Below are 24,421 nucleotides of genomic sequence, written 5' to 3' on the forward strand. Positions count from 1 at the left end.
CAGCGACCGGAGCCTCCGGAGCAGCCACGGCACGCGTCGCACGACGACGAGCACGCGGCGCCGGAGCAGCAGCCTCCTCCGCAACCGGAACGGCAGCAGCAGCGGGTGCCTCGACGACGGCCTCAGCGACCGGAGCCTCCGGAGCAGCCACGGCACGCGTCGCACGACGACGAGCACGCGGCGCCGGAGCAGCAGCCTCCTCCGCAACCGGAACGGCAGCGGGGGCGGGTGCCTCGACGGTGATCTCGGCTGCGGGGGCCTCGGGGGCCGTCACGGCGCGGGTGGCGCGGCGACGCGTGCGAGCCGGGGCGGCCTCGTCGGCCGGAGCGGCTTCGGTCATCGCGGCGGCCGGCGCGCCGGGCGGTCCCGCGGGCCGCGACGCGGCACGGCGACGCCTGCGCGGAGGCAGGTTGTCGCTCGGGCTGCCGTTGTCGGCGCCACCGGTGGTGTTGTTGGTTTCGTTGTTGAGCATGCGGGCGGTTCTCCCGTCACGCTCCCGGGCGCCGCGGCTGACTTCCGGTCCGGCACGGTTCCGCGCGATCAGCGCGGACCCGGCCTCCGGGGCGCGTTCGCCACACGGGAGCTGTAGTCCATGGCCGCCGGTTCCGTACGTCTTGTCCGTACGGCCTGGCGGAAGTCTTCAGGTCAGTGCGCGGCCCGACCCAGGTGGCTCCCGAGTGCCAGGGCTGCGCGACGACGACGATCCCTACGCGGCGGGACCTTCCGGCGCCTTCGCGTCGGCGGCTACGGCGGCCGTGGGTGGGGCGGCCGTGTCAGCCTCGCGGTCGGGCGCGAGCGGGTCGGTCACCGTGCCGGACTCCTCGTCGAAGAGCCCCTGCGCCAGCCTGGTCACCGCTGCGGGGACCGGCGGCGCCAGGTCGGCCACAGCTCGGAGACCGGACAGGACGTCGTCGGGTCGCACGGCAGGTGTCAGATGCCGAACAACCAGCCGCAGTATCGCACAGGCACTGTCCGACGTCCTATCAACCGGGGCGGGAACCGCCTCGAGGCTCACTACAGCTGCCCGGGTGTCGAAGGTGCGCATGCCGTTCTTGGTGCGGCGCTGCACCTCCACCGCCTCGGCGGCGAGGAAGGTCTCCACCGCCCGCTCGGCCTCGGCGTCGTCCACGCCGTCCAGCCGCAGTTCCCACACGGAGGCGGTCAACCGGTCGGCGAGCCCGGAGGTACGGGCTTCGACGGCGTCGATGATGTCGAGCCCGACCGGCATCGACTCGTCGAGCAGTGCACGGAGCGTATCGGGGTCGCGGGGCTCGGCGAGGGCGATCTCGAGGTACTCGGCCTCGCTGCCGGTGCCGGTGGGCGCGGCGTTCGCGTACGAGACCCGCGGGTGCGGGGTGAAACCGGCCGAGTACGCCATGGGCACCTCGGCGCGGCGCAGGGCGCGCTCGAACGCGCGCTGGAAGTCTCGGTGGCTGGTGAACCGGAGGCGCCCGCGCTTGGTGTAGCGCAATCGGATGCGCTGCACCACCGGTGCGGGGGGCGGGCCTTCGGGCTGTCGCTTGCCCAGTGGTTTTTCTCCTTGTGCGGGGCTCCGCGGCTCGCGCGTCGCCCTGAGGTCTGGTGAGCCTGCCGGCCACGCCGTGCCCGCCGGCTCACCCCTGCCGTTGGTGCCGGGGGCTCGCCGAGATCGGCGTGGCGGGCGCGTTGCCTGCGGCTGTCGTACTACCCAGAGTACGCGCCCGTGACCTCGCCGGTTCCCGGGGCGGCCTCCCTCCGCTCCGATCGGAGGCGTCCCCGCCGAACAGCGCGCGCCGCAGCTCGGCCCGGACATCGCGCACCGTGACGCGGACCGTGCGCCACACATCACGTAGGACATGCCCGACCGGGGTCAGTACGTACCGGTACACCTGCGACGCCGGCCAACCCAGCAGCACCCAACCGACCCACCGGACCGCCCGCCACAGGGCCCGTACGCTCCGCCCGGCGACGTGCCAGGCCCATACGACGACCTGCCACAGGGGTGCGAGCAGGTACCGGTGGACCCCGCACGCGACCCACCGGACCGCCAGCCCGAGGGGCCGCAGCAGATGGCGGTGGACCATCGCGCCGGTCCACGCCAGCGCGTGCCCGACCGGGGTGAGCACGTACCGGTGGACGGCTCCGGCCAGCCACAGCAGGCCCCGCCCGAGCCGGGCGAGCACCTCGCCGAGCGGGCGCAGCAGGTATGCGTACAGGAACCGCCCGAGCGGGGCGAGCAGCCAGGCGTACGTAGCGCGCCCGACCGGAGCCAGTACGTACCGCCACAATCCGACCCACGGCCAGACGAACAGTAGTCCGAACAGGACCGTCAGTACCCAGCCGAGCGCGCCCAGCACGGGCTGGAGGACGTACACGGACAAGGGCCCCAGCACGTGCCGCCGCACGGCCCGTCCGCAGCCGACGAGCAGATCCCAAACCACCCGTACGGGCAGTACGACCAACAGCGCCACGATCTTGACAGGTATCCGGACGGCGCCCACCAGGCACCCTTCGCCGCTGTCACCGCAGTTCCGCTTGTCGATGTCCATGCCGCTAAGGACACGGGAAGGCCCCCCGCCGTTCCCGCGTTCCCGGTGGGGGGCCTTCCGAAGGCGTGGGCGTGTCAGCCGGTCGTCACTTCACGACCGACAGCGGCAGCAGCTTCTTGCCGGTGGGCCCGATCTGGATGTGCGTGTCCATCTGCGGGCACACGCCACAGTCGAAGCACGGGGTCCAGCGGCAGTCCTCGACCTCCGTCTCGTCGAGGGCGTCCTGCCAGTCCTCCCAGAGCCAGTCCTTGTCGAGGCCGGAGTCGAGGTGGTCCCAGGGCAGGACCTCCTCGTAGGTGCGCTCGCGGGTCGTGTACCAGGCCACGTCCACGCCGTACGCCGGCAGCGTCTTCTCCGCGGCCTCCATCCAGCGGTCGTACGAGAAGTGCTCGCGCCAGCCGTCGAAGCGACCGCCCGACTCGTACACGGCGCGGATGACGTCGCCGATGCGGCGGTCGCCGCGCGAGAGGAGGCCTTCGACGATGCCCGGCTTGCCGTCGTGGTAGCGGAAGCCGATCGAGCGGCCGTACTTCTTGTCTCCGCGGATCTTGTCGCGCAGCTTCGTCAGGCGCGCGTCCGTCTCCTCGGCCGACAGCTGCGGCGCCCACTGGAACGGGGTGTGCGGCTTCGGCACGAAACCGCCGATCGAGACCGTGCAGCGGATGTCGTTCTGACCGGAGACCTCGCGGCCCTTGGCGATGACGTTGACCGCCATGTCGCCGATCTGGAGCACGTCCTCGTCGGTCTCGGTCGGCAGGCCGCACATGAAGTACAGCTTCACCTGGCGCCAGCCGTTGCCGTAGGCAGTGGCGACGGTGCGGATCAGGTCCTCTTCCGAGACCATCTTGTTGATGACCTTGCGCATGCGCTCGGAGCCGCCCTCGGGGGCGAAGGTCAGACCGGAGCGGCGACCGTTGCGGGTCAGCTCGTTCGCCAGGTCCACGTTGAACGCGTCCACGCGGGTCGAGGGGAGGGACAGGCCCACCTTGTCGTCCGTGTAGCGGTCGGCGAGGCCCTTGGCGATGTCGGCGATCTCGGAGTGGTCCGCGGAGGACAGCGAGAGGAGGCCGACCTCCTCGAAGCCCGTCGCCTTGAGACCCTTCTCGACCATCTCGCCGATGCCGGTGATGCTTCGCTCCCGCACGGGGCGCGTGATCATGCCGGCCTGGCAGAAACGGCAGCCGCGGGTGCAACCGCGGAAGATCTCGACGGACATCCGCTCGTGGACGGTCTCGGCGAGCGGGACCAGCGGCTGCTTGGGGTACGGCCACTCGTCGAGGTCCATGACCGTGTGCTTGGACACCCGGTAGGGGACGCCCGACTTGTTCGGGGCGACGCGGGCGATGCGGCCGTCCGGCAGGTAGTCGACGTCGTAGAAGCCCGGCACGTAGACCTGGCCGGTCTTGGCGAGGCGGAAGAGGACCTCTTCGCGCCCGCCCGGACGGCCCTCGGCCTTCCACGTGCGGATGATCTCGGTCATGTCGAGGACGGCCTGCTCGCCGTCGCCGATGACCGCGCAGTCGATGAATTCCGCGATCGGCTCGGGGTTGAAGGCCGCGTGGCCGCCCGCGAGGACGATGGGGTGGTCGACCGTACGGTTGCGGGCCTCCAGCGGGATGCCCGCCAGGTCCAGGGCCGTCAGCATGTTCGTGTAGCCCAGCTCCGTGGAGAAGGACAGGCCGAACACGTCGAAGGCGCCCACCGGGCGGTGACTGTCCACGGTGAACTGCGGCACCTTGTGCTCGCGCATCAGCTCTTCGAGGTCGGGCCACACGCTGTACGTGCGCTCCGCGAGCACCCCCTCGCGCTCGTTCAGCACTTCGTACAGGATCATGACGCCCTGGTTGGGCAGCCCGACCTCGTACGCGTCCGGGTACATGAGCGCCCAGCGGACGTCACACGAATCCCAGGGCTTGACGGTGGAGTTGAGTTCACCACCGACGTACTGGATGGGCTTCTGCACATGCGGGAGCAGCGCTTCGAGCTGTGGGAAGACCGACTCGGACATCACGCGACTTTCGTGAAGCGGGCAGGGGGCGACTCTCAAGCGTAACCCGAGGCGCACCGGCCCCCTGCCGCCGAGATCACCGTCTATCCGCGCAGGCTCGCCCGCAGCGCCGGGTCGGAGGCTGCCGCCCATACGTCCGCAAGCTCCCGTTCTTGCCGCTCGGCCAACGCCTCCTCGTGGGCGTAGAGCACGCCCCAGGTGAAGGCGGACTCCCCCGCCGCGGCCGCCTGGACGGCGAGGGCGCGCAGGGCCTCGCGGGCGACGACGCTGTCCTGGTGGTCGCCGAGCAGGTTCTGGACCGATTTCATGGCCTTGGCCATCTTCCGCGCCGGTTTACCGAGTGCGGGTACGGCGGCTTCCGCAGCGTAGCGGGCGCGTTTGGCGGCCTTGCGGGCGTTGTGCAGGGCCACGTCGCGCTCGCGGCCGGGTTCCAGGTCCAGGGCGGCCGTGACCCTGGTGGCGAGCCGTTTGTAGTCGTGGAGCACCGCTTTGGGCAGGGCTGTCGCGGCGGGTTTGTCCGCGCCGGGGAGCAGCGGCGGGTCGGCCAGCACGGCGTCGAGGGCGTCGAGCAGTTCCAGGTAGCGCTTGCCGTCCAGTGCGGCGAGTGCCTGCCGGCGCGATCCGGAGCGGCGGGCGTTGTTCCACACCCGCAGGCGACCGCGGACGGGGCCGAGCAGGAGGGTGGGGGAAAGCTCCGAGACGTGGGTCTGGATGCGTTCGAGGAGGACTTCTTGGTCGCGGTCGACGCCGAGCTCGGCGGCCAGCCAGCGCAGCTCTTCCCCGAGGGGGTCGGTGGCGGTGCGGTCGAGGACCTTGCGGTAGGTCTTGAAGGCGCTGCGCATCCGGCGGCAGGCGACCCGCATCTGGTGGACGGAGTCGGGCAGGTCGCGGCGGACGGCGGGGTCCTGGGCGATCAGGGTGTCGCGCTGTTCGCGCAGGTACGCGAGGACGTGCGCGCCCGCGGTGTCTTCGGCGGGGGTGGGCTCGGGTCGGGCCGCAGGTGCGGTGCCGGTTTCGGCGAGGGCCCGGGCGAGCTTGGAGGGGGCGTCGGAGACGCGGAGTGCGGCCTTGCGGAACTTCTTCTCCACGGCGTCGAGCAGGGTGGGGTCGACCCCGTCGGCGAGTTCCACTTCGACCTCGGTCCAGGCGGCGCTGGCCTCGTCGCGCTCGGCGCGGACGGCGTCGGTGGACAGTTCCGCGAGCAGGGCTCCGTCGGCGTCGAGGAGGTGGCTGACCCGGCGCGAGGAGAGGAGCCGGACCCGGGGTTCGAGGGGGGTGTCGCGGACGCGGGAGCGGACGAGCGCGGCGAGGGCGCGCGGGACGGTGTCGCTGAGGGGCGCGGTGACCTCGTCGCGGACGTCCGGGGAGACGGGCAGTTTGAGGTGCCAGCCTGCGTCGGCTCCACCGGTGCGGCGTCTGAGGGTCAGGCCATCGGCGGCAAGCCGATGATCGCGGGTGTCGTAGTAGACGGCGTCGAGGTCGATGGTCCCCCGGTCGGCGACGGCCGCGATCGCGGCCGTGCCGGTCAGGTCCGGAACCCCGCGCCGTGCGGCCTTGTCCGTCGTGAACTCGAATTTGCGCTCGATCTCGCGCTTCGTGTCCGCCATGGATCGAACTTAGCCTTGACGGAACACGACGGCAGGGTGAACGCCGTCCAACTGCGGAACTGGCCGAGGACCGGCCCTTGCCAGGCCCTGTCGTCAAGGTCTCGCCCGGTCCCACCGTGACGACGGGCCTGGGCCGGGCCTAAGCCGACATCGGCCGTTGCACCCTGATCGACTGCAATAGGCCGACCGCCACCCACACGGCGAACATCGAGGAGCCTCCGTAGGAGACGAACGGCAGCGGGAGCCCCGCGACCGGCATGATCCCGAGGGTCATCCCGATGTTCTCGAACGCTTGGAAGGCGAACCAGGCGATGATCCCGGCGCAGACGATCGTCCCGTACAGCTCGGTGGTCTCGCGGGCGATCATGCAGGCCCGCCACAGCACGATGCCGAGCAGTACGAGGATCAGGCCGGCTCCGACGAAGCCCAGCTCCTCCCCCGCCACCGTGAAGACGAAGTCGGTCTGCTGCTCAGGTACGAACTGTCCGGTGGTCTGCGAGCCCTTGAAGAGCCCGGAGCCGGTCAGCCCGCCGGAGCCGATCGCGATCCGCGCCTGGTTGGTGTTGTAGCCGACGCCGGCGGGGTCGAGCTCGGGGTTGGCGAAGGCCGCGAAACGGTTGATCTGGTACTCGTCGAGCACGCCGAGCTGCCAGATCAGGATGGCGCCGGCCGCGCCCGAGCCGAGCAGCCCCAGCACCCAGCGGTTGGAGGCGCCGGAGGCGAGCAGCACACCGAGCACGATGATGACCATGACCATGACGGAGCCGAGGTCGGGCATCAGCATGACGATGCCCATCGGGGCGGCGGCCAGGCACAGCGCCTTGACCACAGTGCGGTGGTCGGGGTGGGCGAGGTCGCCCGCGTCCACCCGGGTGGCCAGCAGCATCGCCATGACCAGGATGATCGTGATCTTCACGAATTCGGAGGGCTGGAGCGAGAAGCCGCCGCCGAGCACGATCCACGCGTGTGCGCCGTTGATGGTGGCGCCGAGCGGGGTGAGCACCGCGAGGATGAGCACCAGCGAGAGCCCGTACAGGATCGGCACGGCGCCGCGCAGGGTGCGGTGGCCCAGCCAGATGGTGCCGATCATGAGCACCAGTCCGATGCCGATGTTCAGGGCGTGTCGGATCAGGAAGTAGTACGGGTCGCCCTGGTTGAGCTGGGTCCTGTTGCGGGTCGCCGACCACACCAGCAGGGCGCCGATGAGGGACAGGGCGAGCGCCGAAAGCAGTATCGGCCAGTCGAGGCGGCGCACGACCGAGTCGCGGGCGGTGAGCTTGGCCATCGCCCCGCGCTCGGGCGCGTACCGGGAGACGGAGAACTTGTTGGCGGTCTGCATGTCTTTTCGGTCCTCAGCCGTGCCGCAAAGAGCGCGGGGCGGGCGGCCCGGCGAGTGCGGGCGGCGCCGACTCCTCCGGGGACAGCGGCACGTACGGCCGGATCTCGGGGGAGTCGATGGAGCCGTCGGGGCGGATCCTGGGCAGTTTCGCCTCGGGCCCCAGCAGCAGGGCCTTCTTCAGGTCCTGGTTGCCTTCCATGTCGAGGCCGTAGATGGCGTTGAAGATGTTGCGGACGGCGGGGCCGGAGGCCCCGGAGCCGGTGCCGCCCTGGGAGATGGTCATGACGATCGTGAAGTCGTCGGTGTAGGTCGCCAGCCACGACGTGGTCTGCTTGCCGTAGACCTGGGCGGTGCCTGTCTTGGCCCGCATCGGGATCTTGTCCTGGGGCCAGCCGCCGAACCGCCAGGCTGCGGTGCCGCCGGGCTCGACGACCATGCGCAGGCCCTTGTCGAGGTTGGCGATGGTCCCGGCGTCGATCGGCAGCCTGCCGTGGGACCTGGGCTTGATCACGTCGACGTGCTCGCCGTCGGGGCTGATCACGGCCTTGCCGACCGTGGGGTCGAACAGGGTGCCCCCGTTGCTGATGGCGGAGTAGGCGGTGGCCATCTGGATGGGGGTGACGAGTACGTCGCCCTGCCCGATGGCGAAGTTGATGCTGTCGAACGCCTTCAGCTGGTTGCCTTCGAGGCAGCTCTCGTAGGCGATCTGCTCGACGTAGGTGCCCCCCTTCTTGCCGTGCTTGCACCAGGAGTCCTTGTTGGCCGCCCAGAAGCTCTTCTTCCATTGGCGGTCGGGGATGCGGCCGCTGACCTCGTTCGGCAGGTCGATCCCGGTTGCGGCGCCGAGTCCGAAATCGCGGGCGGTCCGGTAGAACCAGTCGTGGGCGTCCTTCTTGGGCTTGAGGCCGCCGTCGCGCTGCCACTCCTTGTGCCCGAGTGCGTAGAAGACGGTGTTGCAGGAGAACTTGAGGGCCTCGCCGAGGGTGATGGGGCCGTGCCCCTTGGACTCGAAGTTCGCGAAGCTCCGGTTGCCCATGCTGTAGGAAGCGCTGCAGTTGTACTTGTCGTCGAAGGCGTAGCCGGCCCGGACGGCCGCGCTCGCCGACACCACCTTGAAGATGGAGCCTGCGGGGGCCTGGCCCTGGATGGCCCGGTTGAGCAGCGGGTAGTTGGAGTTCTTGCTGGTGAGGTTGGCGTAGTCCTTGCCGGAGATGCCGCCGACCCAGGCGTTGGGGTCGTAGTCGGGCTGGGAGGCCATCGCGACGACGCGGCCGGTCTTGGTCTCCATGACGACGACGGCGCCCGAGTCGGCCTCGTACTTGCGGTTGGTGATGTTGTCGACCTCGTGACGGACGGTCTTCATCGCCTGTTGGAGCTCGTACTCGGCGACGGCCTGGACCCGGGCGTCGATGCTGGTGACGAGGGTGGACCCGGCCACGCCCGGGTCGGACTTGGTCTGACCCATGACCCGGCCGAGGTTGTCGACCTCGTACGAGGTGACTTCCGCCTTGCCGCGCAGCTGCTTGTCAAATGTGCGTTCGAGCCCGGAGCGGCCGACCTGATCGGAACGCAGATGCGGCGAGTCGGTGTCCTTGGCCTTCTGGATCTCCTCGTCGGTGACCGGCGACAGGTAGCCGAGCACCTGCGCGGTCCGGGCCCCGCCGGGTGCCGGGTAGCGGCGGACCGCGGTGGGCTCCGCGGTGATGCCGGGGAACTCTTCGGGGCGTTCGCGCAGCTGCAGCGCCTGCTGCGTGCTGGCTTCCAGGGTGATCGGAATCGGCTGGTACGGGGAGCCGTTCCAGCAGGGCTTGGGGGTCCGGGAGTCGCAGAGCCGGACCTTCTCCATGACCTCCTTGGGGGTCATGTCCAGGACGTCGGCGAGGCGGGTCATGACGTCCTTGCCCTTGTCCTTCATCTTCATCAGCGCCGTGCGGCTGGCGGAGACGACCAGACGGGTCTCGTTGTCGGCGAGCGGAACGCCGCGGGCGTCGAGGATCGAGCCGCGGACGGCGGGCTGGACGACCCGCTGGACGTGGTTGCTCTTCGCCTCGTGGTAGTACTCCGCGCCGTTGCGGATCTGGAGGTACCAAAGCCGCCCGCCGAGGGTGAGGAACATCGAGAAGACGAGCACCTGAATCATGACGAGCCGGATCTGCACCCGGGAGGTGCGGCCGGTCTCGGGGATGTTGGTCACGGGCGCTCCCCCCTCACAGCTTCTTGACGCTCTTCACGCTCTTGATCCCCTTGACGCCCTTTATCCGGACGGCCTTGTTGGCGCGGCTGCGGGCGGTCTTGAGCCGCAGGCCGCCGCGCTGGCTGCCGATCCGCAGGCCCATGCCGCCGGAGAGCCAGCCGGCGGAGACGTCGGCCGCCTTGGCCGGCCCGCCGTTCGCCTCGACGGCCATCGGGTCGTTCTCGGCGCGCCGGGCGAGCGCCATGATGAACGGCACGGTGAAGGGCGCGAGCAGCAGGTCGTAGAGGGTCGCGGTGAACAGCAGCCCGACGAGGCCGACGTGACGGGCAGCGGTGTCGCCGACGAGGGCGCCCACTCCGGCGTAGAGCAGGGTGGAGCCGACCGCGGCGGCGACGACGGTCGACATGGGCCCCCAGGCGGATCGGAACCGCCCGGAGTCGGGACGGGCCAGGCCGGCGGCGTACCCGATGGCGCAGAGCACGAGCGCGTACCGCCCGGCGGCGTGGTCGGCGGGCGGGGCCAGGTCGGCGAGGAGTCCGGCGGCGAAGCCGATGAGCGCCCCGCTGAGGTGCCCGTACACGAGTGCGAGGGCGACGACGGTCAGCAGGACCAGGTCGGGTACGGCACCGGGCAGTTGCAGCCGGCCCAGGACGGCGACCTGGACGACGAGGGCGACCACGATGAGCGTGGCCGAGAGGAGGATCCGGTTGAAGCGCATGACGGTCAGCTCCTACTCGTCGGCCGGCTTGCCGGGCACACTGGCGGACGGCGAGGGGGTGACCGTGACGGTGACCGTCGGGGTCGGCTTCACCTCGGGCTTGGGGGGCAGGACGGCGTCGCGCGGGTCCTCGCGCGGCGGCATGACCACGACGCCGACGATGTCCAGGCGCGAGAAGCCCACGAACGGGCGGACCCAGATGGTGCGGGTCAGGTCGCCGCGGGAGGAATCGACCTTGACCACCTCGCCGATGGGGACGCCGGGTACGAAGGGCTTGTTGCCGCGGGAGCCGAAGGTGACGAGCCGGTCTCCGGGGTTGACCTTGGCCTTGCCGTTGAGCATCTGGACGGACAGGGCGCGGTCGCCCTGCCCGGTGGCGAAGCCGAGCTCGCCGGTCTTCTCCAGCCGGGTTCCGACGGTGAAGTCGGGGTCGTTGGCGAGGACGACGGTGGCGGTGTCGGGGCCGACGGTGGCCACGCGGCCGACGAGTCCGTCCCCGTTGAGGACGGTCATGTCGCGCTCGATGCCGTCCTTGCTGCCGGCGTCGATGGTCACGGTCCAGGAGAAGCCCTGGGCCGCTCCTATGGCGATGACCTCGGCGCCCTTGATGCCGTACTGTCCGGCGCCGGCCCGCTTGAGCATCTCGTCGAGCTCGCGGATCCGGCTGCGGGTCTGGTCGTCGCTGCCCAGCTTGGCCTTCAGGGCGGCGTTCTCGCGCTCCAGCACGGCGATGCGGTTGTGTCGTTCGCCGGAGTCCCGTACGGCCCCTATCGCGTTCGCGACCGGGTCGACCGCGGTCGCGACGCCCTCCTCGACCGGGCCGAAGACCGCTGCGGCGGCCTGCCGGGCGCCGTCGACCGGAGACTCCTCGCCCGCCCTGATGTCCACCGTGATCAATGCGAACGCGATGGCGATCATGAGCACCAGGAGCAGCCGGCTTTCTCGTGTATCCCTCACGTGCGGCGGCCGTGCCTTCCTCGTGATATCTGTGCCGGCGCAGTCGGCTCCGGGGGAGCCGGTGGTGCACCGGGGTTCTTTGCCTGTATATCAACGATCCGCCGCACGGGCGCGGCAGCACCCGTACGGCGGATCCTTGTGTTCCGCATGGTCCCCTGACGGGGGGTCTGCATCAGCGCCGGGGCTGGGCGTCCAGGACCTGCTGGAGTGCCTCGAACTCCTCCACGCACTTGCCGGAGCCGAGCGCGACGGAGTCGAGCGGATCCTCGGCGATGTGGATCGGCATGCCCGTCTCGCGGCGCAGCCGCTCGTCGAGGCCGCGCAGCAGGGCTCCGCCGCCGGTCAGGACGATGCCGCGGTCCATGATGTCGCCGGAGAGCTCCGGCGGGCACTTGTCGAGGGTGGTCTTGACCGCGTCGACGATCGCGTTGACCGGCTCCTCGATGGCCTTGCGGACCTCGGCGGCGGAGATGACCACCGTCTTGGGCAGGCCCGAGACGAGGTCACGGCCGCGGATCTCGGTGTGCTCGTCCTTGTCGAGGTCGTACGCCGACCCGATGGTGATCTTGATCTGCTCGGCGGTCCGCTCACCGAGGAGGAGGCTGTACTCCTTCTTGATGTGCTGGATGATCGCGTTGTCGAGCTCGTCGCCGGCCACCCGGATGGACTGTGCCGTGACGATTCCGCCGAGGGAGATGACCGCGACCTCGGTGGTGCCGCCGCCGATGTCCACGACCATGTTGCCGGTGGCCTCGTGGACGGGCAGGCCCGAGCCGATGGCCGCGGCCATGGGCTCCTCGATGATGTGCACCTGGCGGGCGCCGGCCTGGGTGGACGCCTCGATGACGGCGCGGCGCTCCACTCCGGTGATGCCGGAGGGCACGCAGACCACGACGCGCGGGCGGGCCAGGTAGCGGCGCTTGTGGATCTTGAGGATGAAGTACCGGAGCATGCGCTCGGTGATCTCGAAGTCGGCGATCACGCCGTCCTTGAGGGGCCGTACGGCGACGATGTTGCCGGGCGTGCGCCCGATCATCTTCTTCGCCTCGGAGCCGACCGCCAGAATGCCGCCGGTGTTCGTGTTGATGGCGACCACGGACGGCTCGTTCAGGACGATCCCCCGGCCCCTCACGTACACCAGCGTGTTGGCGGTCCCGAGGTCGATCGCCATGTCACGGCCGATGAACGACATGTTGTTCCCCTTGTTCCCCATGAGGAGCGTCTGGCCTTCCAGTTGATAGCGGCTGCTGTCAGGTCGGCGAGGTGGGTGTGTGGGTGGAGGCCCCATCGTAGTGCCGTACGTACGGACATCGCGCGACGGGACTCCGGCAATCCCGCCGGATCGGAAACCCGCCCCCTTAGTGGTGACGACGTGTCCTGCACATGCGTTCCCGCAAGTGCCCGGCAATACCGAAGGGCGACCGAAATTACTTCGGTCGCCCCAGGTCATGAGCGCTATTCGGCTGATGTTACGTCAGGAAGGACTTAACCCAGGGTGGGGAAGAACAGCTTCAGCTCCCGCTCGGCGGACTCCTCGGAGTCCGAGGCGTGGATCAGGTTCTCCCGGGTGACGGTGCCGAAATCCCCCCGGATGGAGCCAGGCGCCGCGGCGATCGGGTCAGTGGGTCCGGCCAGCTGGCGGACACCCTCGATCACGCGTTCCCCTTCCACCACCAGGGCCACGACCGGGCCGCTGGCCATGAAGCCCATGAGCGGCTCGTAGAAGGGCCGCCCGACGTGCTCGGCGTAGTGCGTCTCCAGGGTGGCGCGGTCCAGGGTGCGCAGCTCCAGCGCGGGAATGGTCCAGCCGGCCTTCCGCTCGATACGGCCGATGATCTCGCCGATCAGGCCGCGACGGACTGCGTCGGGCTTGAGGAGGACGAGCGTGCGCTGGGTCATGGTGCGGCTCCTTGCGGCATACGAGTGCGGTCCAACGAGGCTACAGGGAGTCAGCGGGCCCCCTGCGCGGGGCCCGGGCCCTGCGCAGGGGGCCCGCTGACTCAGGCCTGGGCTTCGCTGTGGGCTTCGCTCTGGACTTCGTTCTGGGCGGCCCAGCGGGCCTTGATCGCGTCGATCTTGCTGCCGTAGTGCACCGAGCACCACCACAGGCCCGCGAACACCGCACCCAGGAAGAACATCATCGGGACGACGAACCCGCTCAGGATCAGACCGATCTGCAGGGCCCAGCCGATCTGGACCGCGCCCGGACGCGACAGCATCCCGCACAGCAGCACCGACAGCAGCATGGCGATCCCGCATACCGTCCAGACCGAGGCCTGGGTCAGGTCGGGGTTCTTCATGGCGACCAGCCCCGCGAAACCGATCACGAAGAACTCGCCGATCAGCGTCGAAGCACACAGCGTGCGCATCCGTCAGCTCCTCTTCAGCAGCAGGCGGGCCTCGCCCACCGTGATCACGGAACCGGTCACCAGGACACCGGCCCCTCCGTACTCGGCCTCTTCCTCCGCGAGGGTGATCGCCGCCTCCAGGGCGTCGTCCAACCGCGGCTCGACCTGAACCCGGTCCGGCCCGAAGACCTCGACCGCGATGGCCGCCAGCTCGTCCGCCGACATCGCCCGGTGGCTGGAGTTCTCGGTGACCACGACCTCCGCGAAGATCGGCTCGAAGGCCTCGAAGACCCCGCGCACGTCCTTGCCGTCGCTGGCGGCCACGACCCCGATCAGCCGGCTGAAGCCGAAGGCCTCCGTCACCGCCTCCGCCGTGACCTGCGCGCCCGCCGGATTGTGCGCCGCGTCCAGGACCACCGTCGGGCTACGCCGCACGACCTCCATCCGGCCCGGCGAGGTCACCGAGGCGAACGCCCGGCGGACGGTCTCCAGGTCCAGCTCCCGCGACTGCTGCGCGCCGACCCCGAAGAAGGCCTCGACCGCCGCCAGCGCCACCGCCGCGTTGTGCGCCATGTGGGCCCCGTACAGCGGCAGGAAGATGCCCTCGTACTCGCCGCCCACGCCGCGCAGCGTCAGCATCTGCCCGCCGACCGCCACCTCGCGCGAGACGACGCCGAACTCCATGCCCTCGCGGGCCACCGTCGCATCGACCTCGACGGCCTTCTTCAGCAGTACCTGCGCCGCGTCCACCGGCTGCTGCGCCAGGATCACGGTGGCGTCCTGCTTGATGATGCCGCCCTTCTCCTGGGCGATCTCAGCGGGCGTGGCGCCGAGGCGGTCCGTGTGGTCCAGGCTGATCGGGGTGACCACCGCGACCACACCGTCGATCACGTTGGTCGCGTCCCAGGTGCCGCCCATACCGACCTCGACTACCGCCGCGTCGACCGGGGCATCCGCGAAGGCCGCGTAGGCCATGCCGGTGAGCACCTCGAAGAAGGACAGCCGGAACTCCTCGGCGGCGTCGACCATCTCCACGTACGGCTTGATGTCGTGGTACGTCTCGATGAACCGCTCGGCACTGATCGGCGCCCCGTCCAGGCTGATCCGCTCGGTGACCGACTGCACGTGCGGGCTGGTGTAGCGGCCCGTACGCAGTTCGAAGGCGTTCAGCAGGGCCTCGATCATCCGGGCGGTGCTGGTCTTGCCGTTCGTGCCGGTGACATGGATGGAGGGGTAGGCGCGCTGCGGCTCGCCCAGGACGTCCATCAGCGCGGCGATGCGCGAGACGGACGGTTCCAGCTTGGTCTCGCCCCAGCGGGTGGAGAGCTCCTGCTCCACCTCCTGCAGCGCCTTCGCCACCTCCGGGTCGAGGGGGGGTGCGGGCACCGGGTCGCCCTGGGGCGGTCCGGCCTGGGCGCGCAGGGTACGACTGCCGGCCTCGATCACCGCCAGGTCGGGGTCGCGGTCGGACTCTTCGGCCACGATCCTGTCGAAGACCTCGACGGTCTCGTCGCGGTCGTCGGGTCCGTGGCTCTCGGGCTGCTGCTCACTCACGGGGCCAGTCTACGGACGGAGGGCCCGAGGACTTTCGCCCCGGCCCTTTCGGGGTCCTTCGGCGGCCGGGGCGATCAGATCGTTATGCAAGCCTTAAGGCCGGGCCCGGGCGGCGGCTCCGCACCCGAATGGTGATCTGCGTGCCGTCCGGGGTTACCCCGGACGAGCGGCGGGCCATCGTCCACGCGTCGATGCGGGCCGGCGCCCCGTCCGTCCACCTGATCGACACTGCCGGGCCTGGACCGGCGGATGGCCTCCGCGACGGACATCCCGGCATCCCGGTCTTCGTCGCCGACGAACCACTCAATTCGGAACAACACCTCAAAGCAGACCCCGCGCCCTGCCCGCCCGGTCAGGGCGCGGGGTCGGTGCCCGGGCCGGCGTAGTCGGAGCCGAAGCAGGACCTGATCTCCCGCTCGGTGTCCGGGCGGCCCGCGAAGTTGAACCGGGACTCCTCCGCCTTGGGGGCGACCGTGGGGTCGGAGTCGAAGTAGACCGACCACCAGTAGACGCCCACCATCTTCCGTTCCCGGACGACCTGGCAGACCGCCTTGTACCAGTTGGCCTGCACCGTGGGGTTCAGCCTGCGCTTGGTGTAGAAGTCGCCGGGGGCCTGGTAGGCACCGTCCATGGCGCTGATGCCCGCCTCGGCGAGCACGATCCGCGGCAGCGCACCCTTGGTCTTCTTGTCGAGCCAGCTGTTCCACCCGTCGACGAGCTGCTCGACGGGGGCGTCGTCGGCGACTTTGACGGGGAAGTACGCGTCGACACCGAGCCGTTTGACGGGCACGGCGATGTGGCCGCCCACGTAGTTGTCCCAGTTGGCGTCGTAGGACACCTCACCCTTGAACCGCTTCTCGGCCGCGGCGATCAGGGCCTTCCAGCCCGGGTGGCCCTCCATCGAGTTCAGCTCTGTGCCGATCACGAACGTCGCCGCCTGCTGCCGCTGGGCCGCATCGAGGTACGGGCCGAGCAGGGCCTCGTACGAGGCGAACCAGGCGTCCTTGTCGACCGGCTTGATGTTGCCGCGCCAGCCCTCCGGCGGGACGAGCGCCGCTTCGTCCAGGGTCGGGCGCACGGTGGTGCGCAGTCCCGCCTCGTGGAAGACGCGCAGGACGGTGTCGAGGTGCTCGGGCGACGGGGTGTTCCGGCCGGCCGTGAGCTTCGTCGAGGTGCGGCCCTCCGTGTAGAAGGGGAAGGAGACGGCGACCGAATTGGCCTTCAGCCCGACGAGGTAGGCGGCCTGCTCGCGCGCCTGCTTCTCGACGTACGCGTCGCTGTGCTCCCTCTTGTCCTCCCAGAAGAGCTGGACGCCCCACTCGGGCATGCCGGCCTTCCAGGGCCTGTCAACCTTCGGGACGGCCCGGGCGGGTTTCCCCTCGTTGGTCGCGCCGCCGCCCCCGTCGGCGAGGACGGTGGCGTCGCCGCGGCCCTTGGCGGGGGCGGGGGTGGATTCGCGTAGGACCAGGACCGGCTTGAGGGAGCCGGGCCTCCAGCGCAAGGGGTGGTCGCCGACCACGAACGGCAGGCCGATGACCAGCGAGGTCACGGTCACCGGCAGGATCGCGAGCAGGGGGACCTTGGACCGCCTGGTCTTCTCGTTCTTCTCGTCGTGCGTGTTCTCGTGCGTGTTCTCGTTCTTCACGAGGGGCTCTCGGTTTCTCATGCGGGCTTGGCGATGACGACGAACTTGTTCTCTTCGCGCTTGATGAACTTGATCAACCCGCGCAGGCCGCCGAGTCCTTCCAGCACGGAGAACAGCGGGATCAGGGCGAGCACGGCGAGCGGCTCCCACCAGCGCCGCCTGCCGTTGGCCGAGACCAGGGCGTTCAGGCGCAGCCCCTCCCAGTACGTCCAGATGACGTACGCGAAGTTGAGCGCCCACATGATCACGACGGACTGGGTCACGGGCGAGGTGTTGAAGTCGCCGATGAACCAGGCCACGAGGAGCACGGTCGCGACGTGCTGGAGCGGGCCGAGGACCCAGCTGAGCACGCAGAGCATCAGGAACCAGCGGTACCGCAGCGGCACCGTCCGGTTGAAGCAGAGGGCGACCAGCCCCCAGGCCCAGCGCTCGCGCTGCTTGACGAAGTCCCTGGTGGTGGCTGGCGAGGCACCGTAGCAACGGCCGTTGAACCAGTCGCTGCGCCCCGGATACGTGCGGCAGAACGTCAGCGCCAGCTGCGCGTCCTCGACGATGGCCTTCGGGCCGAAGTCCCAGCCGATGGTCGCCTCGATGGAGGCGCGGAGCAGGAGCAGTTCCCCGTGCACGCCGGCGACCGGGGTGCCAAGACCGGTGAGGGCGCGGAACCGGGCTATGTCGTCGGCGGGCCGGACCGCGTCGGCCAGCCAGGTGAAGCGGTTCACGGCGTTCTCCCGCGGGTAGGCGAGGATTCCCTGCGCCATGTGCTTGCCTTCGTCGCCGGCCCGCCGCTGGCGGTTGACGAACTGTGCGATGGACGCAGCGGTGTCGGGGCCGACACCGGTGTCGTCGTCCATGTGCAGCACCCAGACGTCGTCGAGGGCCTCGCCCTCGTCGATCCGGAGCTCGTGCGCGTAGTGGTTGGCGCGGGCCTTGAAACGCGTCCCGTTCGCCGTCTCGTACGCCCTGGGCACCGCGACCACGCGGATAAGGGGGTGCATCGCGGCCAGGCCGTCGATGCGCTCGGCCGCCTCACAGCCCTCCTCCGTGAGGATGTCGACCCGCAGGTGCGGGAAGTACGGGGGGAGGTGGTCCACGTAGCTGAGGACCGAGCGCTCCAGCGCCGGGTACGTGTCGTGGCGGCCGATGGTCGGCACGAGCACGATGAGGAAGTCCTCCTCCACCGGTGCCGGCGGGACCATCTCGTGCGCTTTGCGCAGTCGACGACGGATCAGCAGGGCGCCCTGGAGGCCGACCATGACGCCGATGCCGGGCAGCGACCAGACCACCGACAGCGTCCAGCCCAGCGGGGTCGGATTCGGCTCGAACGCCCACAGACCGAAGCCGGCGAGGATCAGGAAGGGCAGCAGGAAGGCCGATACTCCGGGCTTCCAGTCGGCATGGCGCTGAACCAGTTTCGCGTCGCGCCGGGACGTGGCCGCGACCTCGGTTAAGGGAGCGAGGGTCATGGAAAGGGTCCTTCGGAGTTCCTACTACTACTGCTGCTGCGGCGACTGCGGAGGCTGCTGAGGCCAAGGGGGCTGACCGCCGTAGGGGCCGGGCCCGTAACCGGGTTGGGGCGGCTGGGGTTGCTGAGGCTGGGACAGCTGCGGCTGCGGCTGCGGCTGTGCGTAGCCCGTCTGCGGGAACTGGGGCCCGGGCTGCGCCGGGTAGGACGGTGGCGGCCCGAACCCATGTGCCGGCTGGGGCGCTTGAGGCGGCTGCGGCAACTGCTGCTGCGCCGGCTGCTGCGCTGCCGCGTGCTGGGCCTGCCGGGCCTCGTGCGCCTGCTGGGTCCAGGGGTTCACCGGGGGCTGCCACGGTTCGTACACGGCGAAGTCCCGCAGCAGCAGCACGATGAGAGTGCCGGTCACGAGGACCCCGAAGGCGAAGGTCGCCAGCTTCAGCCCGCCCTGGACGGTCGAGCCGAAGTAGTCGGCCTGTTTCTCGTCGAACAACGCGCCCGTCAGGCTGCGCACCCGGTTGTAGCCCTCGATGGCCGCGCCGCCGATGATGACGCCCCGGCCGAGGGTGTTCCCGCGCAGGACCAGCAGCGCGCCCGCCACGTAGACGACACCCCAGTTGAGGTTGAACGTCTCTGCGGTCCCGGAGCCGTCGCCCGTGCCGTAGTAGACGATGCCCTGGAGGAAGTCGACGACGCCGACCTGCCAGAAGCAGTTGTACAGGGCCCAGAGGAGCAGGATGCCTGCCCAGCCCATGGCCACGAAGGCGGCCACACGGTGGGCGCGTGGCGTTGACGCGCTCAACTTCACTCCTATTCGAATGTTCCGTCGTGCAAGGCGAGCCATTGCACTCCCACCGGGCCCGATTCCCGGCCGCCGGTGATCGTCTTGGGGTCGTCGTACGTCTGCTGCACATCGGCGTGGGAGTTCTTCGCCGTGAGTCCGTCGCCCCACACCGTCCACAGCACCCAGGGGGCCCGGTCGAGCGTCGTGCGCTGCGCCGCGCCCAGCGGCACGTGGAAGGACTCCGCGAGGATCCGGGGCTTGCCGTAGTCCTCCAGGCCCCGGTGCCACGTCGACGTCCAGGCACCCGCGTCGAAGGGACGGTCCGGCGTTCCGCTGTAGTCGTCGACCCCGACCACGTCCACGTACTCGCCGCCCGGGTAGAAGTCCCACGGATCGCTGCCATGGACACCGTCCCAGGACGTGGGAGCCCACACGAAGATCAGGTTGTGCAGCCCGCGGGAGCCCACCAGGTAGTGGTAGAGCAGCTCCCAAAGGGCCGTGTACTTCCGGGGCTCCAGTCCCGCCCACCAGAAGCTCTGCTCTCCACCGAGCGAGTTCATCTCGTGGTACGGGCGCAGCAGTACGGGAACGTCGTACGCGGCCAGATAGCCGAGGTGGTCCGCGAGGAACGACAGGTCGAGCAGGAGCGCCGCATGCTCAGGGGAACCGGGGGTGAGCACCCGGTCGATCCATCCCGGGTCCTTCGCAACGGGCGCGTTGCGGCGCAGCGTCTGGTCGTAGCTCTTGACCGGACTGCCCGGCCACGGCTGGTGGAACGACATCCCGACCAGGCCCGCGGGCGCTCCCCCGTTGGCCGGCAGGACGGTCTTGGTGCCGTTCCAGAGGAGCTCGGTGCCGGTCGGGTTGTACGAACCGTCTGCTGTGCGGGGCAGTCCGTGCCAGACGCCCAGGGCGAGGTCCACGACGTCGTTCGTGTAGGTCCAGAACTCGCGGCGGGCGGGCCATGCGGCACGCGAGTAGTCCCGCGCCTCGCCCACGCCCCAGCCCTCCTGCTGGTAGCCGGGACCCAGGTCCAGTTCGAGGAAGGCCGGCAGCTTCCCGGTGATGTCCCGGGGCTTGCGGTAGTAGTAGCCGGGCGGCTTGGGACCGCTGTGGTCGCCGTACTCCGGGTTGTACCGCTCGTTGTGCACCTCGGCGTGCTGGCCCATCAGGGTGCCGCGGCGCCGGCCGGCCCGGGCGTCCGCCTCCAGCCCGGCCAGTAATCGGTACACGGACCGGGCCGCCTTGGAGGCCTTGGGGTCCCGCGACAGCAGGTCCTTCTGGAGGCCTGCGGCGGGGGTGCGCGAGGTGCTGAAAGCTGCCACGGTGGCGAGGGCTCCGCCCGTTGCCACGGTGGCGGCTGCACCTAAGAGGAGGTTGCGCCGCTTCAGCTCGCGGCCCATCGCCCCGGGACCCAACGCCCCCGGGTCTAACTCCCCACGACCCAACACTCCGAGCCCCCCTCGGTCGACAGCCGGTCGACTGCAGCCCCTGCCGGTTGCGCGGAACCCCTGGGCCGCTGTCACCCTACGCGTCGGCCCCCGAACAATGTGCTCGGGGGCCGACGGTTCACCATTTGTTGCGTGTTGCGTGTTGCGTGTTCGTTTTACGCGGCGGGCAGCGCGTCCAGCTGGGCCTGGATCCGGACGATGTCCGCCTCGGCCTTGGCCAGCCGACCCTTGATCTTGTCCACGACGTTGTCGGGCGCCTTGGCCAGGAAGGCCTCGTTCCCGAGCTTCGCCACGGCCTGCTGCTTCTCCTTCTCCGCGGCGCCCAGGTCCTTCGTGAGGCGCCCCCGCTCGGCGGCCACGTCGATGGTGCCCGACAGGTCGAGCGCGACGGTGGCGCCGGCGACCGGGAGCGTCGCGGTGGCGCTGAAGGCGTCGCCCTCCGGCTGGAGGCGCAGCACCTGGCGGATGGCGGCCTCGTGCGCGGCGAGCGCCGTGGCGGACAGGTCCAGGCGGGCCGGGACCTTCTGCTTGTCGTCGAGGCCCTGCTCCTTGCGGAACCGGCGGACCTCCCGGACGAGGGTCTGGACGCCCTCGATCTCGGCCTCGGCAGCCGAGTCGCGGAAGCCGCTGTCCTTCGGCCAGTCGGCGATCACGAGGGACTCACCGCCCGTCAGCGTGGTCCACAGGGTCTCCGTGACGAACGGGACCACCGGGTGCAGCAGGCGCAGCATGACGTCGAGGACCTCGCCGAGGACCCGGGCAGAAGCCTTGGCCGGCTCGCCGCCCGCGAAGAAGGTCGTCTTCGACAGCTCGACGTACCAGTCGAAGACCTCGTCCCAAGCGAAGTGGTAGAGCGCCTCGCTGAGCTTGGAGAACTGGAAGTCGTCGTAGTACGCGTCGACCTGCGCGACCGTCTTGTTCAGGCGGGACAGGATCCAGCGGTCGGTCGCGGACAACTGATCGACCGGCGGCAGGTCACCCTCGATGGTGGCGCCGTTCATCAGCGCGAAGCGCGTGGCGTTCCAGATCTTGTTCGCGAACTTGCTGGAGGCCTGGACCCAGTCCTCGCCGATCGGGACGTCGGTGCCGGGGTTGGCGCCCTTGGCCAGGGTGAAGCGGACGGCGTCGGAACCGTACTTGTCCATCCAGTCCAGCGGGTCGACGACGTTGCCGAAGGACTTCGACATCTTCTTGCCGCGCTCGTCGCGGACCAGGCCGGTCAGCGCGATCGTCTTGAAGGGCGGCTCGCCGTCCATGGCGTACAGGCCGAACATCATCATCCGGGCGACCCAGAAGAAGATGATGTCGTGGCCGGTGACCAGGACGTCGGTCGGATAGAACTTCTCCAGGTCCGGGGTCTGCTCCGGCCAGCCGAGGGTGGAGAACGGCCACAGGCCGGAGGAGAACCAGGTGTCGAGGACGTCGGTGTCCTGGTGCCAGCCCTCGCCGGTGGGGGCCTCGTCGTTGGGTCCGACGCAGACGACCTCGCCGTTCGGGCCGTACCAAACCGGGATCCGGTGGCCCCACCACAGCTGGCGCGAGATGCACCAGTCGTTGAGGTTGTCGACCCAGTCGAAGTAGCGCTTCGACATCTCCTCGGGGTGGATCGAGACCCGGCCGTCGCGGACGGCGTCACCGGCGGCCTTGGCCAGCGTCTCGACCTTGACCCACCACTGCAGCGACAGGCGCGGCTCGACGGTGGTGCTGCAGCGGGAGCAGTGCCCGACGGAGTGCAGGTAAGGACGCTTCTCGGCCACGATCCGGCCCTGCTGGCGCAGCGCGCCGACGACGGCCGAACGCGCCTCGAAGCGGTCCAGGCCGAGGAAGGGGCCGTGGACGGTGATGATGCCGTGCTCGTCCATGATCGTCATGGAGGGCAGGTCGTGGCGCTGACCGATCGCGAAGTCGTTCGGGTCGTGCGCCGGAGTCACCTTGACGCAGCCGGTGCCGAACTCCGGGTCGACGTGCGTGTCGGCGACGACCGGGATCGAACGATCGGTGAGTGGCAGCTTGATGAGCTTGCCGACCAGGTGCTTGTAGCGCTCGTCGTCCGGGTGGACGGCGATGGCCGTGTCACCCAGCATCGTCTCGGCGCGCGTGGTGGCGACGACGAGGGTGTCCTCCCCCTCGCCGTACTTGATCGACACGAGCTCGCCCGCGTCCTCCTGGTACTCCACCTCGATGTCGGAGATGGCCGTCAGGCAGCGGGGGCACCAGTTGATGATGCGCTCGGCACGGTAGATCAGCTCGTCGTCGTAGAGCTTCTTGAAGATCGTCTGGACGGCCTTGGACAGGCCCTCGTCCATGGTGAACCGCTCGCGGGACCAGTCGACGCCGTCACCGAGGCGGCGCATCTGGCCGAGGATCTTGCCGCCGTACTCTTCCTTCCACTGCCAGACGCGCTCGACGAACTCCTCGCGGCCCAGGTCGTGGCGGGACTTGCCCTCCTCGGCGAGCTGCTGCTCGACCTTGTTCTGGGTGGCGATGCCGGCGTGGTCCATGCCGGGCAGCCAGAGCGACTCGTACCCCTGCATCCGCTTGCGGCGGGTCAGGGCGTCCATGAGCGTGTGCTGGAAGGCGTGCCCCAGGTGCAGGGAGCCGGTGACGTTCGGCGGCGGGATGACGATGGTGTACGCGGGCTTCTCGCTCGCGGGATCGGCCGTGAAGTACCCACGCTCTACCCAGCGCTCGTAGAGCTTCCCCTCTACCTCGGCCGGCGCGTACTGGGTCGGCAGTTCGGAGGTGGGGCTGCTGGGTGTCTGCGTGTTCTCGGTCACGGGGCACAGTTTAGGGCCGTAACAGTCCAGTCATGAAACCGGATATCAGGGGGCCCGGCGCCCTGTGCCGCTTCGGCTTCCGTCAGGATGTGAGGAACGTATAAGCAACCTCATTGGGGGACGCGGGATGAGCTACAACCAGCCAGGGCCCTACGGGCAGCAGCCTCAGCCGGGACCGTACGGGCAGCAGCCCCCGCCGCCGCCGTACGGCCAGCCCGCCCCCCAGCCCGGCTACGGCTACCCGCAGCAGCCCCCGCCGGGCGTCCCCCCGCAGGGCTACCCCCAGCAGCCCCCGGCCTACGGCTACCAGCAGCCGGGCATGCCGACCCAGCCCATGTACGGCGGCATGCCGCAGCAGCCGAAGAAGTCGAAGGCCGGCCTCGTCATCGGCGTGATCGTCGCGGTCGCCGTGATCGCGGGCGGCGGCTGGTACCTCACGCAGGGCGGCGGTGCGGGCGGCGCCATCGCGGCCGACACGAAGGGCTACAAGCTGGTCGCGCCGGAGGCGGTGGACGACTTCAAGAAGAGCCCGAAGTACCAAGAGAAGCCCTTCACCGACTCGGACAAGCAGGAGGCCGAAGCCGCAGGGATCAAGAACCCGAACCACGTGGGCATGGACTACACGGCCGGCGACCCGAAGAACCCGCTGACGATCAAGGGCCTCAATTTCTCGGGCCTCTACGGCGAGGTCGCCGACCCGGAGAAGGCGGTGGACGGCTACTTCGCCAAGGCCCAACTGGAGATCGCCAAGGACGGCAAGTCCGAAGTGCAGCTCATCGGCAGCCCGAAGGCGATGAAGCCGGCTGGCTTCAAGGGTGCGGTCATGAAGTGCCAGGACATCAAGTTCACTTCGAAGGACACGACGACCAAGGGGCCCAAGGAAGCGACGCTGCCCTTCTGCGTCTGGGGTGACTACAGCACATTGGGCATGGTCAGCGCCTCGGACGCGGCCGCCATCCTGTCCGGCAAGCCGGGCTACACCCTGGAGCAGGCTGCAGACCTCGCCGCCAAGCTCTACAACACCGCCCGCGTGAAGAAGTAGCGGCCGG

The 24,421-nt window shown here is 69.8% G+C and carries 18 protein-coding genes and 2 pseudogenes; 2 read left to right on the plus strand and 18 right to left on the minus strand.

What is annotated here, in order from left to right:
• The 13 genes and pseudogenes from ABZZ20_RS10790 to ABZZ20_RS10850 all read right to left on the minus strand — a co-directional run.
• Nucleotides 1–472: pseudogene (locus ABZZ20_RS10790) on the minus strand (ribonuclease E/G); the annotation flags it as partial.
• Between the two features lie 234 nt (nucleotides 473–706).
• Nucleotides 707–1,486 (minus strand): TIGR03936 family radical SAM-associated protein, encoded by a 780-nt coding sequence (locus ABZZ20_RS10795; RefSeq protein ID WP_356869148.1) that lies wholly within the window; start codon nucleotides 1,484–1,486, stop codon nucleotides 707–709.
• 127 nt (nucleotides 1,487–1,613) lie between these two features.
• Nucleotides 1,614–2,528 (minus strand): hypothetical protein, encoded by a 915-nt coding sequence (locus ABZZ20_RS10800; protein ID WP_356868959.1) that lies wholly within the window; start codon nucleotides 2,526–2,528, stop codon nucleotides 1,614–1,616.
• 85 nt (nucleotides 2,529–2,613) lie between these two features.
• A complete protein-coding gene (locus ABZZ20_RS10805) occupies nucleotides 2,614–4,539 on the minus strand; it encodes a TIGR03960 family B12-binding radical SAM protein (protein ID WP_356868961.1) in 1,926 nt (641 codons plus the stop codon).
• Between the two features lie 80 nt (nucleotides 4,540–4,619).
• Nucleotides 4,620–6,143: a CYTH and CHAD domain-containing protein gene (locus tag ABZZ20_RS10810; RefSeq protein ID WP_356868963.1), complete on the minus strand. Its 1,524-nt coding sequence runs from the start codon at nucleotides 6,141–6,143 to the stop codon at nucleotides 4,620–4,622.
• Between the two features lie 139 nt (nucleotides 6,144–6,282).
• Nucleotides 6,283–7,482 (minus strand): rod shape-determining protein RodA, encoded by a 1,200-nt coding sequence (gene rodA, locus ABZZ20_RS10815; protein ID WP_356868965.1) that lies wholly within the window; start codon nucleotides 7,480–7,482, stop codon nucleotides 6,283–6,285.
• Between the two features lie 13 nt (nucleotides 7,483–7,495).
• Nucleotides 7,496–9,676, minus strand: coding sequence for a penicillin-binding protein 2 (gene mrdA / locus ABZZ20_RS10820; RefSeq protein WP_356868967.1), 2,181 nt, complete (start codon nucleotides 9,674–9,676; stop codon nucleotides 7,496–7,498).
• 13 nt (nucleotides 9,677–9,689) lie between these two features.
• Complete coding sequence (gene mreD / locus ABZZ20_RS10825) at nucleotides 9,690–10,394, minus strand: rod shape-determining protein MreD (RefSeq protein WP_356868969.1); 705 nt, start codon at nucleotides 10,392–10,394, stop codon at nucleotides 9,690–9,692.
• 12 nt (nucleotides 10,395–10,406) lie between these two features.
• Complete coding sequence (gene mreC / locus ABZZ20_RS10830; protein WP_356868971.1) at nucleotides 10,407–11,351, minus strand: rod shape-determining protein MreC; 945 nt, start codon at nucleotides 11,349–11,351, stop codon at nucleotides 10,407–10,409.
• Between the two features lie 172 nt (nucleotides 11,352–11,523).
• The gene (locus tag ABZZ20_RS10835; RefSeq protein WP_008738981.1) at nucleotides 11,524–12,543 is read right to left on the minus strand and encodes a rod shape-determining protein; all 1,020 of its coding nucleotides are present in this window, start codon (nucleotides 12,541–12,543) and stop codon (nucleotides 11,524–11,526) included.
• 293 nt (nucleotides 12,544–12,836) lie between these two features.
• Entirely contained in the window at nucleotides 12,837–13,250 is a 414-nt protein-coding gene (gene ndk / locus ABZZ20_RS10840) for a nucleoside-diphosphate kinase (protein ID WP_356868973.1), read from the minus strand.
• A gap of 101 nt (nucleotides 13,251–13,351) precedes the next feature.
• Nucleotides 13,352–13,720 (minus strand): DUF4233 domain-containing protein, encoded by a 369-nt coding sequence (locus ABZZ20_RS10845; RefSeq protein ID WP_356868974.1) that lies wholly within the window; start codon nucleotides 13,718–13,720, stop codon nucleotides 13,352–13,354.
• Between the two features lie 3 nt (nucleotides 13,721–13,723).
• Nucleotides 13,724–15,253: a folylpolyglutamate synthase/dihydrofolate synthase family protein gene (locus ABZZ20_RS10850; RefSeq protein WP_356868976.1), complete on the minus strand. Its 1,530-nt coding sequence runs from the start codon at nucleotides 15,251–15,253 to the stop codon at nucleotides 13,724–13,726.
• Between the two features lie 95 nt (nucleotides 15,254–15,348).
• Here ABZZ20_RS10850 and ABZZ20_RS10855 point away from each other — a divergent pair.
• Nucleotides 15,349–15,480 (plus strand): annotated as a pseudogene (locus ABZZ20_RS10855) (rod shape-determining protein); the annotation flags it as partial.
• Nucleotides 15,481–15,605: 125 nt separating this feature from the next.
• Here the strand turns inward: ABZZ20_RS10855 and ABZZ20_RS10860 are convergent.
• From ABZZ20_RS10860 to ABZZ20_RS10880, 5 genes are all read right to left on the minus strand, one after another.
• Nucleotides 15,606–16,919: a hypothetical protein gene (locus tag ABZZ20_RS10860; protein WP_356868978.1), complete on the minus strand. Its 1,314-nt coding sequence runs from the start codon at nucleotides 16,917–16,919 to the stop codon at nucleotides 15,606–15,608.
• Nucleotides 16,916–18,364, minus strand: a complete 1,449-nt coding sequence (locus tag ABZZ20_RS10865; protein WP_356868980.1) for a glycosyltransferase family 2 protein — start codon at nucleotides 18,362–18,364, stop codon at nucleotides 16,916–16,918. The genes ABZZ20_RS10860 and ABZZ20_RS10865 overlap by 4 nt, the downstream gene beginning before the upstream one ends.
• Nucleotides 18,365–18,391: 27 nt before the next feature.
• Nucleotides 18,392–19,162 carry a hypothetical protein gene (locus ABZZ20_RS10870; RefSeq protein WP_356868982.1) on the minus strand — a complete coding sequence of 257 codons (771 nt, stop codon included), beginning with the start codon at nucleotides 19,160–19,162 and terminating at the stop codon, nucleotides 18,392–18,394.
• Between the two features lie 8 nt (nucleotides 19,163–19,170).
• Complete coding sequence (locus ABZZ20_RS10875) at nucleotides 19,171–20,469, minus strand: glycosyl hydrolase (RefSeq protein WP_356868984.1); 1,299 nt, start codon at nucleotides 20,467–20,469, stop codon at nucleotides 19,171–19,173.
• 281 nt (nucleotides 20,470–20,750) lie between these two features.
• Nucleotides 20,751–23,372: a valine--tRNA ligase gene (locus tag ABZZ20_RS10880; protein ID WP_356868986.1), complete on the minus strand. Its 2,622-nt coding sequence runs from the start codon at nucleotides 23,370–23,372 to the stop codon at nucleotides 20,751–20,753.
• Nucleotides 23,373–23,499: 127 nt separating this feature from the next.
• On the opposite strand from ABZZ20_RS10880, the gene ABZZ20_RS10885 reads away from it, so the two are divergent.
• A complete protein-coding gene (locus ABZZ20_RS10885; protein WP_356868988.1) occupies nucleotides 23,500–24,414 on the plus strand; it encodes a hypothetical protein in 915 nt (304 codons plus the stop codon).
• The last annotated feature ends 7 nt before the right edge of the window (nucleotides 24,415–24,421 follow it).

Source organism: Streptomyces sp. NPDC006430, from assembly GCF_040612395.1.
GTDB lineage: Bacteria > Actinomycetota > Actinomycetes > Streptomycetales > Streptomycetaceae > Streptomyces.

Coding starts and splice junctions, on each gene's coding strand:
- mreD (WP_356868969.1), bottom strand. CDS start 10,394: ATGCGCTTCAACCGGATCCTCCTCTCGGCCACGCTCATCGTGGTCGCC.
- ABZZ20_RS10865 (WP_356868980.1), bottom strand. CDS start 18,364: ATGACCCTCGCTCCCTTAACCGAGGTCGCGGCCACGTCCCGGCGCGAC.
- ABZZ20_RS10860 (WP_356868978.1), bottom strand. CDS start 16,919: ATGAGAAACCGAGAGCCCCTCGTGAAGAACGAGAACACGCACGAGAAC.
- ABZZ20_RS10810 (WP_356868963.1), bottom strand. CDS start 6,143: ATGGCGGACACGAAGCGCGAGATCGAGCGCAAATTCGAGTTCACGACG.
- ABZZ20_RS10885 (WP_356868988.1), top strand. CDS start 23,500: ATGAGCTACAACCAGCCAGGGCCCTACGGGCAGCAGCCTCAGCCGGGA.
- ABZZ20_RS10800 (WP_356868959.1), bottom strand. CDS start 2,528: ATGGACATCGACAAGCGGAACTGCGGTGACAGCGGCGAAGGGTGCCTG.
- ABZZ20_RS10845 (WP_356868974.1), bottom strand. CDS start 13,720: ATGCGCACGCTGTGTGCTTCGACGCTGATCGGCGAGTTCTTCGTGATC.
- ABZZ20_RS10835 (WP_008738981.1), bottom strand. CDS start 12,543: ATGTCGTTCATCGGCCGTGACATGGCGATCGACCTCGGGACCGCCAAC.
- rodA (WP_356868965.1), bottom strand. CDS start 7,482: ATGCAGACCGCCAACAAGTTCTCCGTCTCCCGGTACGCGCCCGAGCGC.
- ndk (WP_356868973.1), bottom strand. CDS start 13,250: ATGACCCAGCGCACGCTCGTCCTCCTCAAGCCCGACGCAGTCCGTCGC.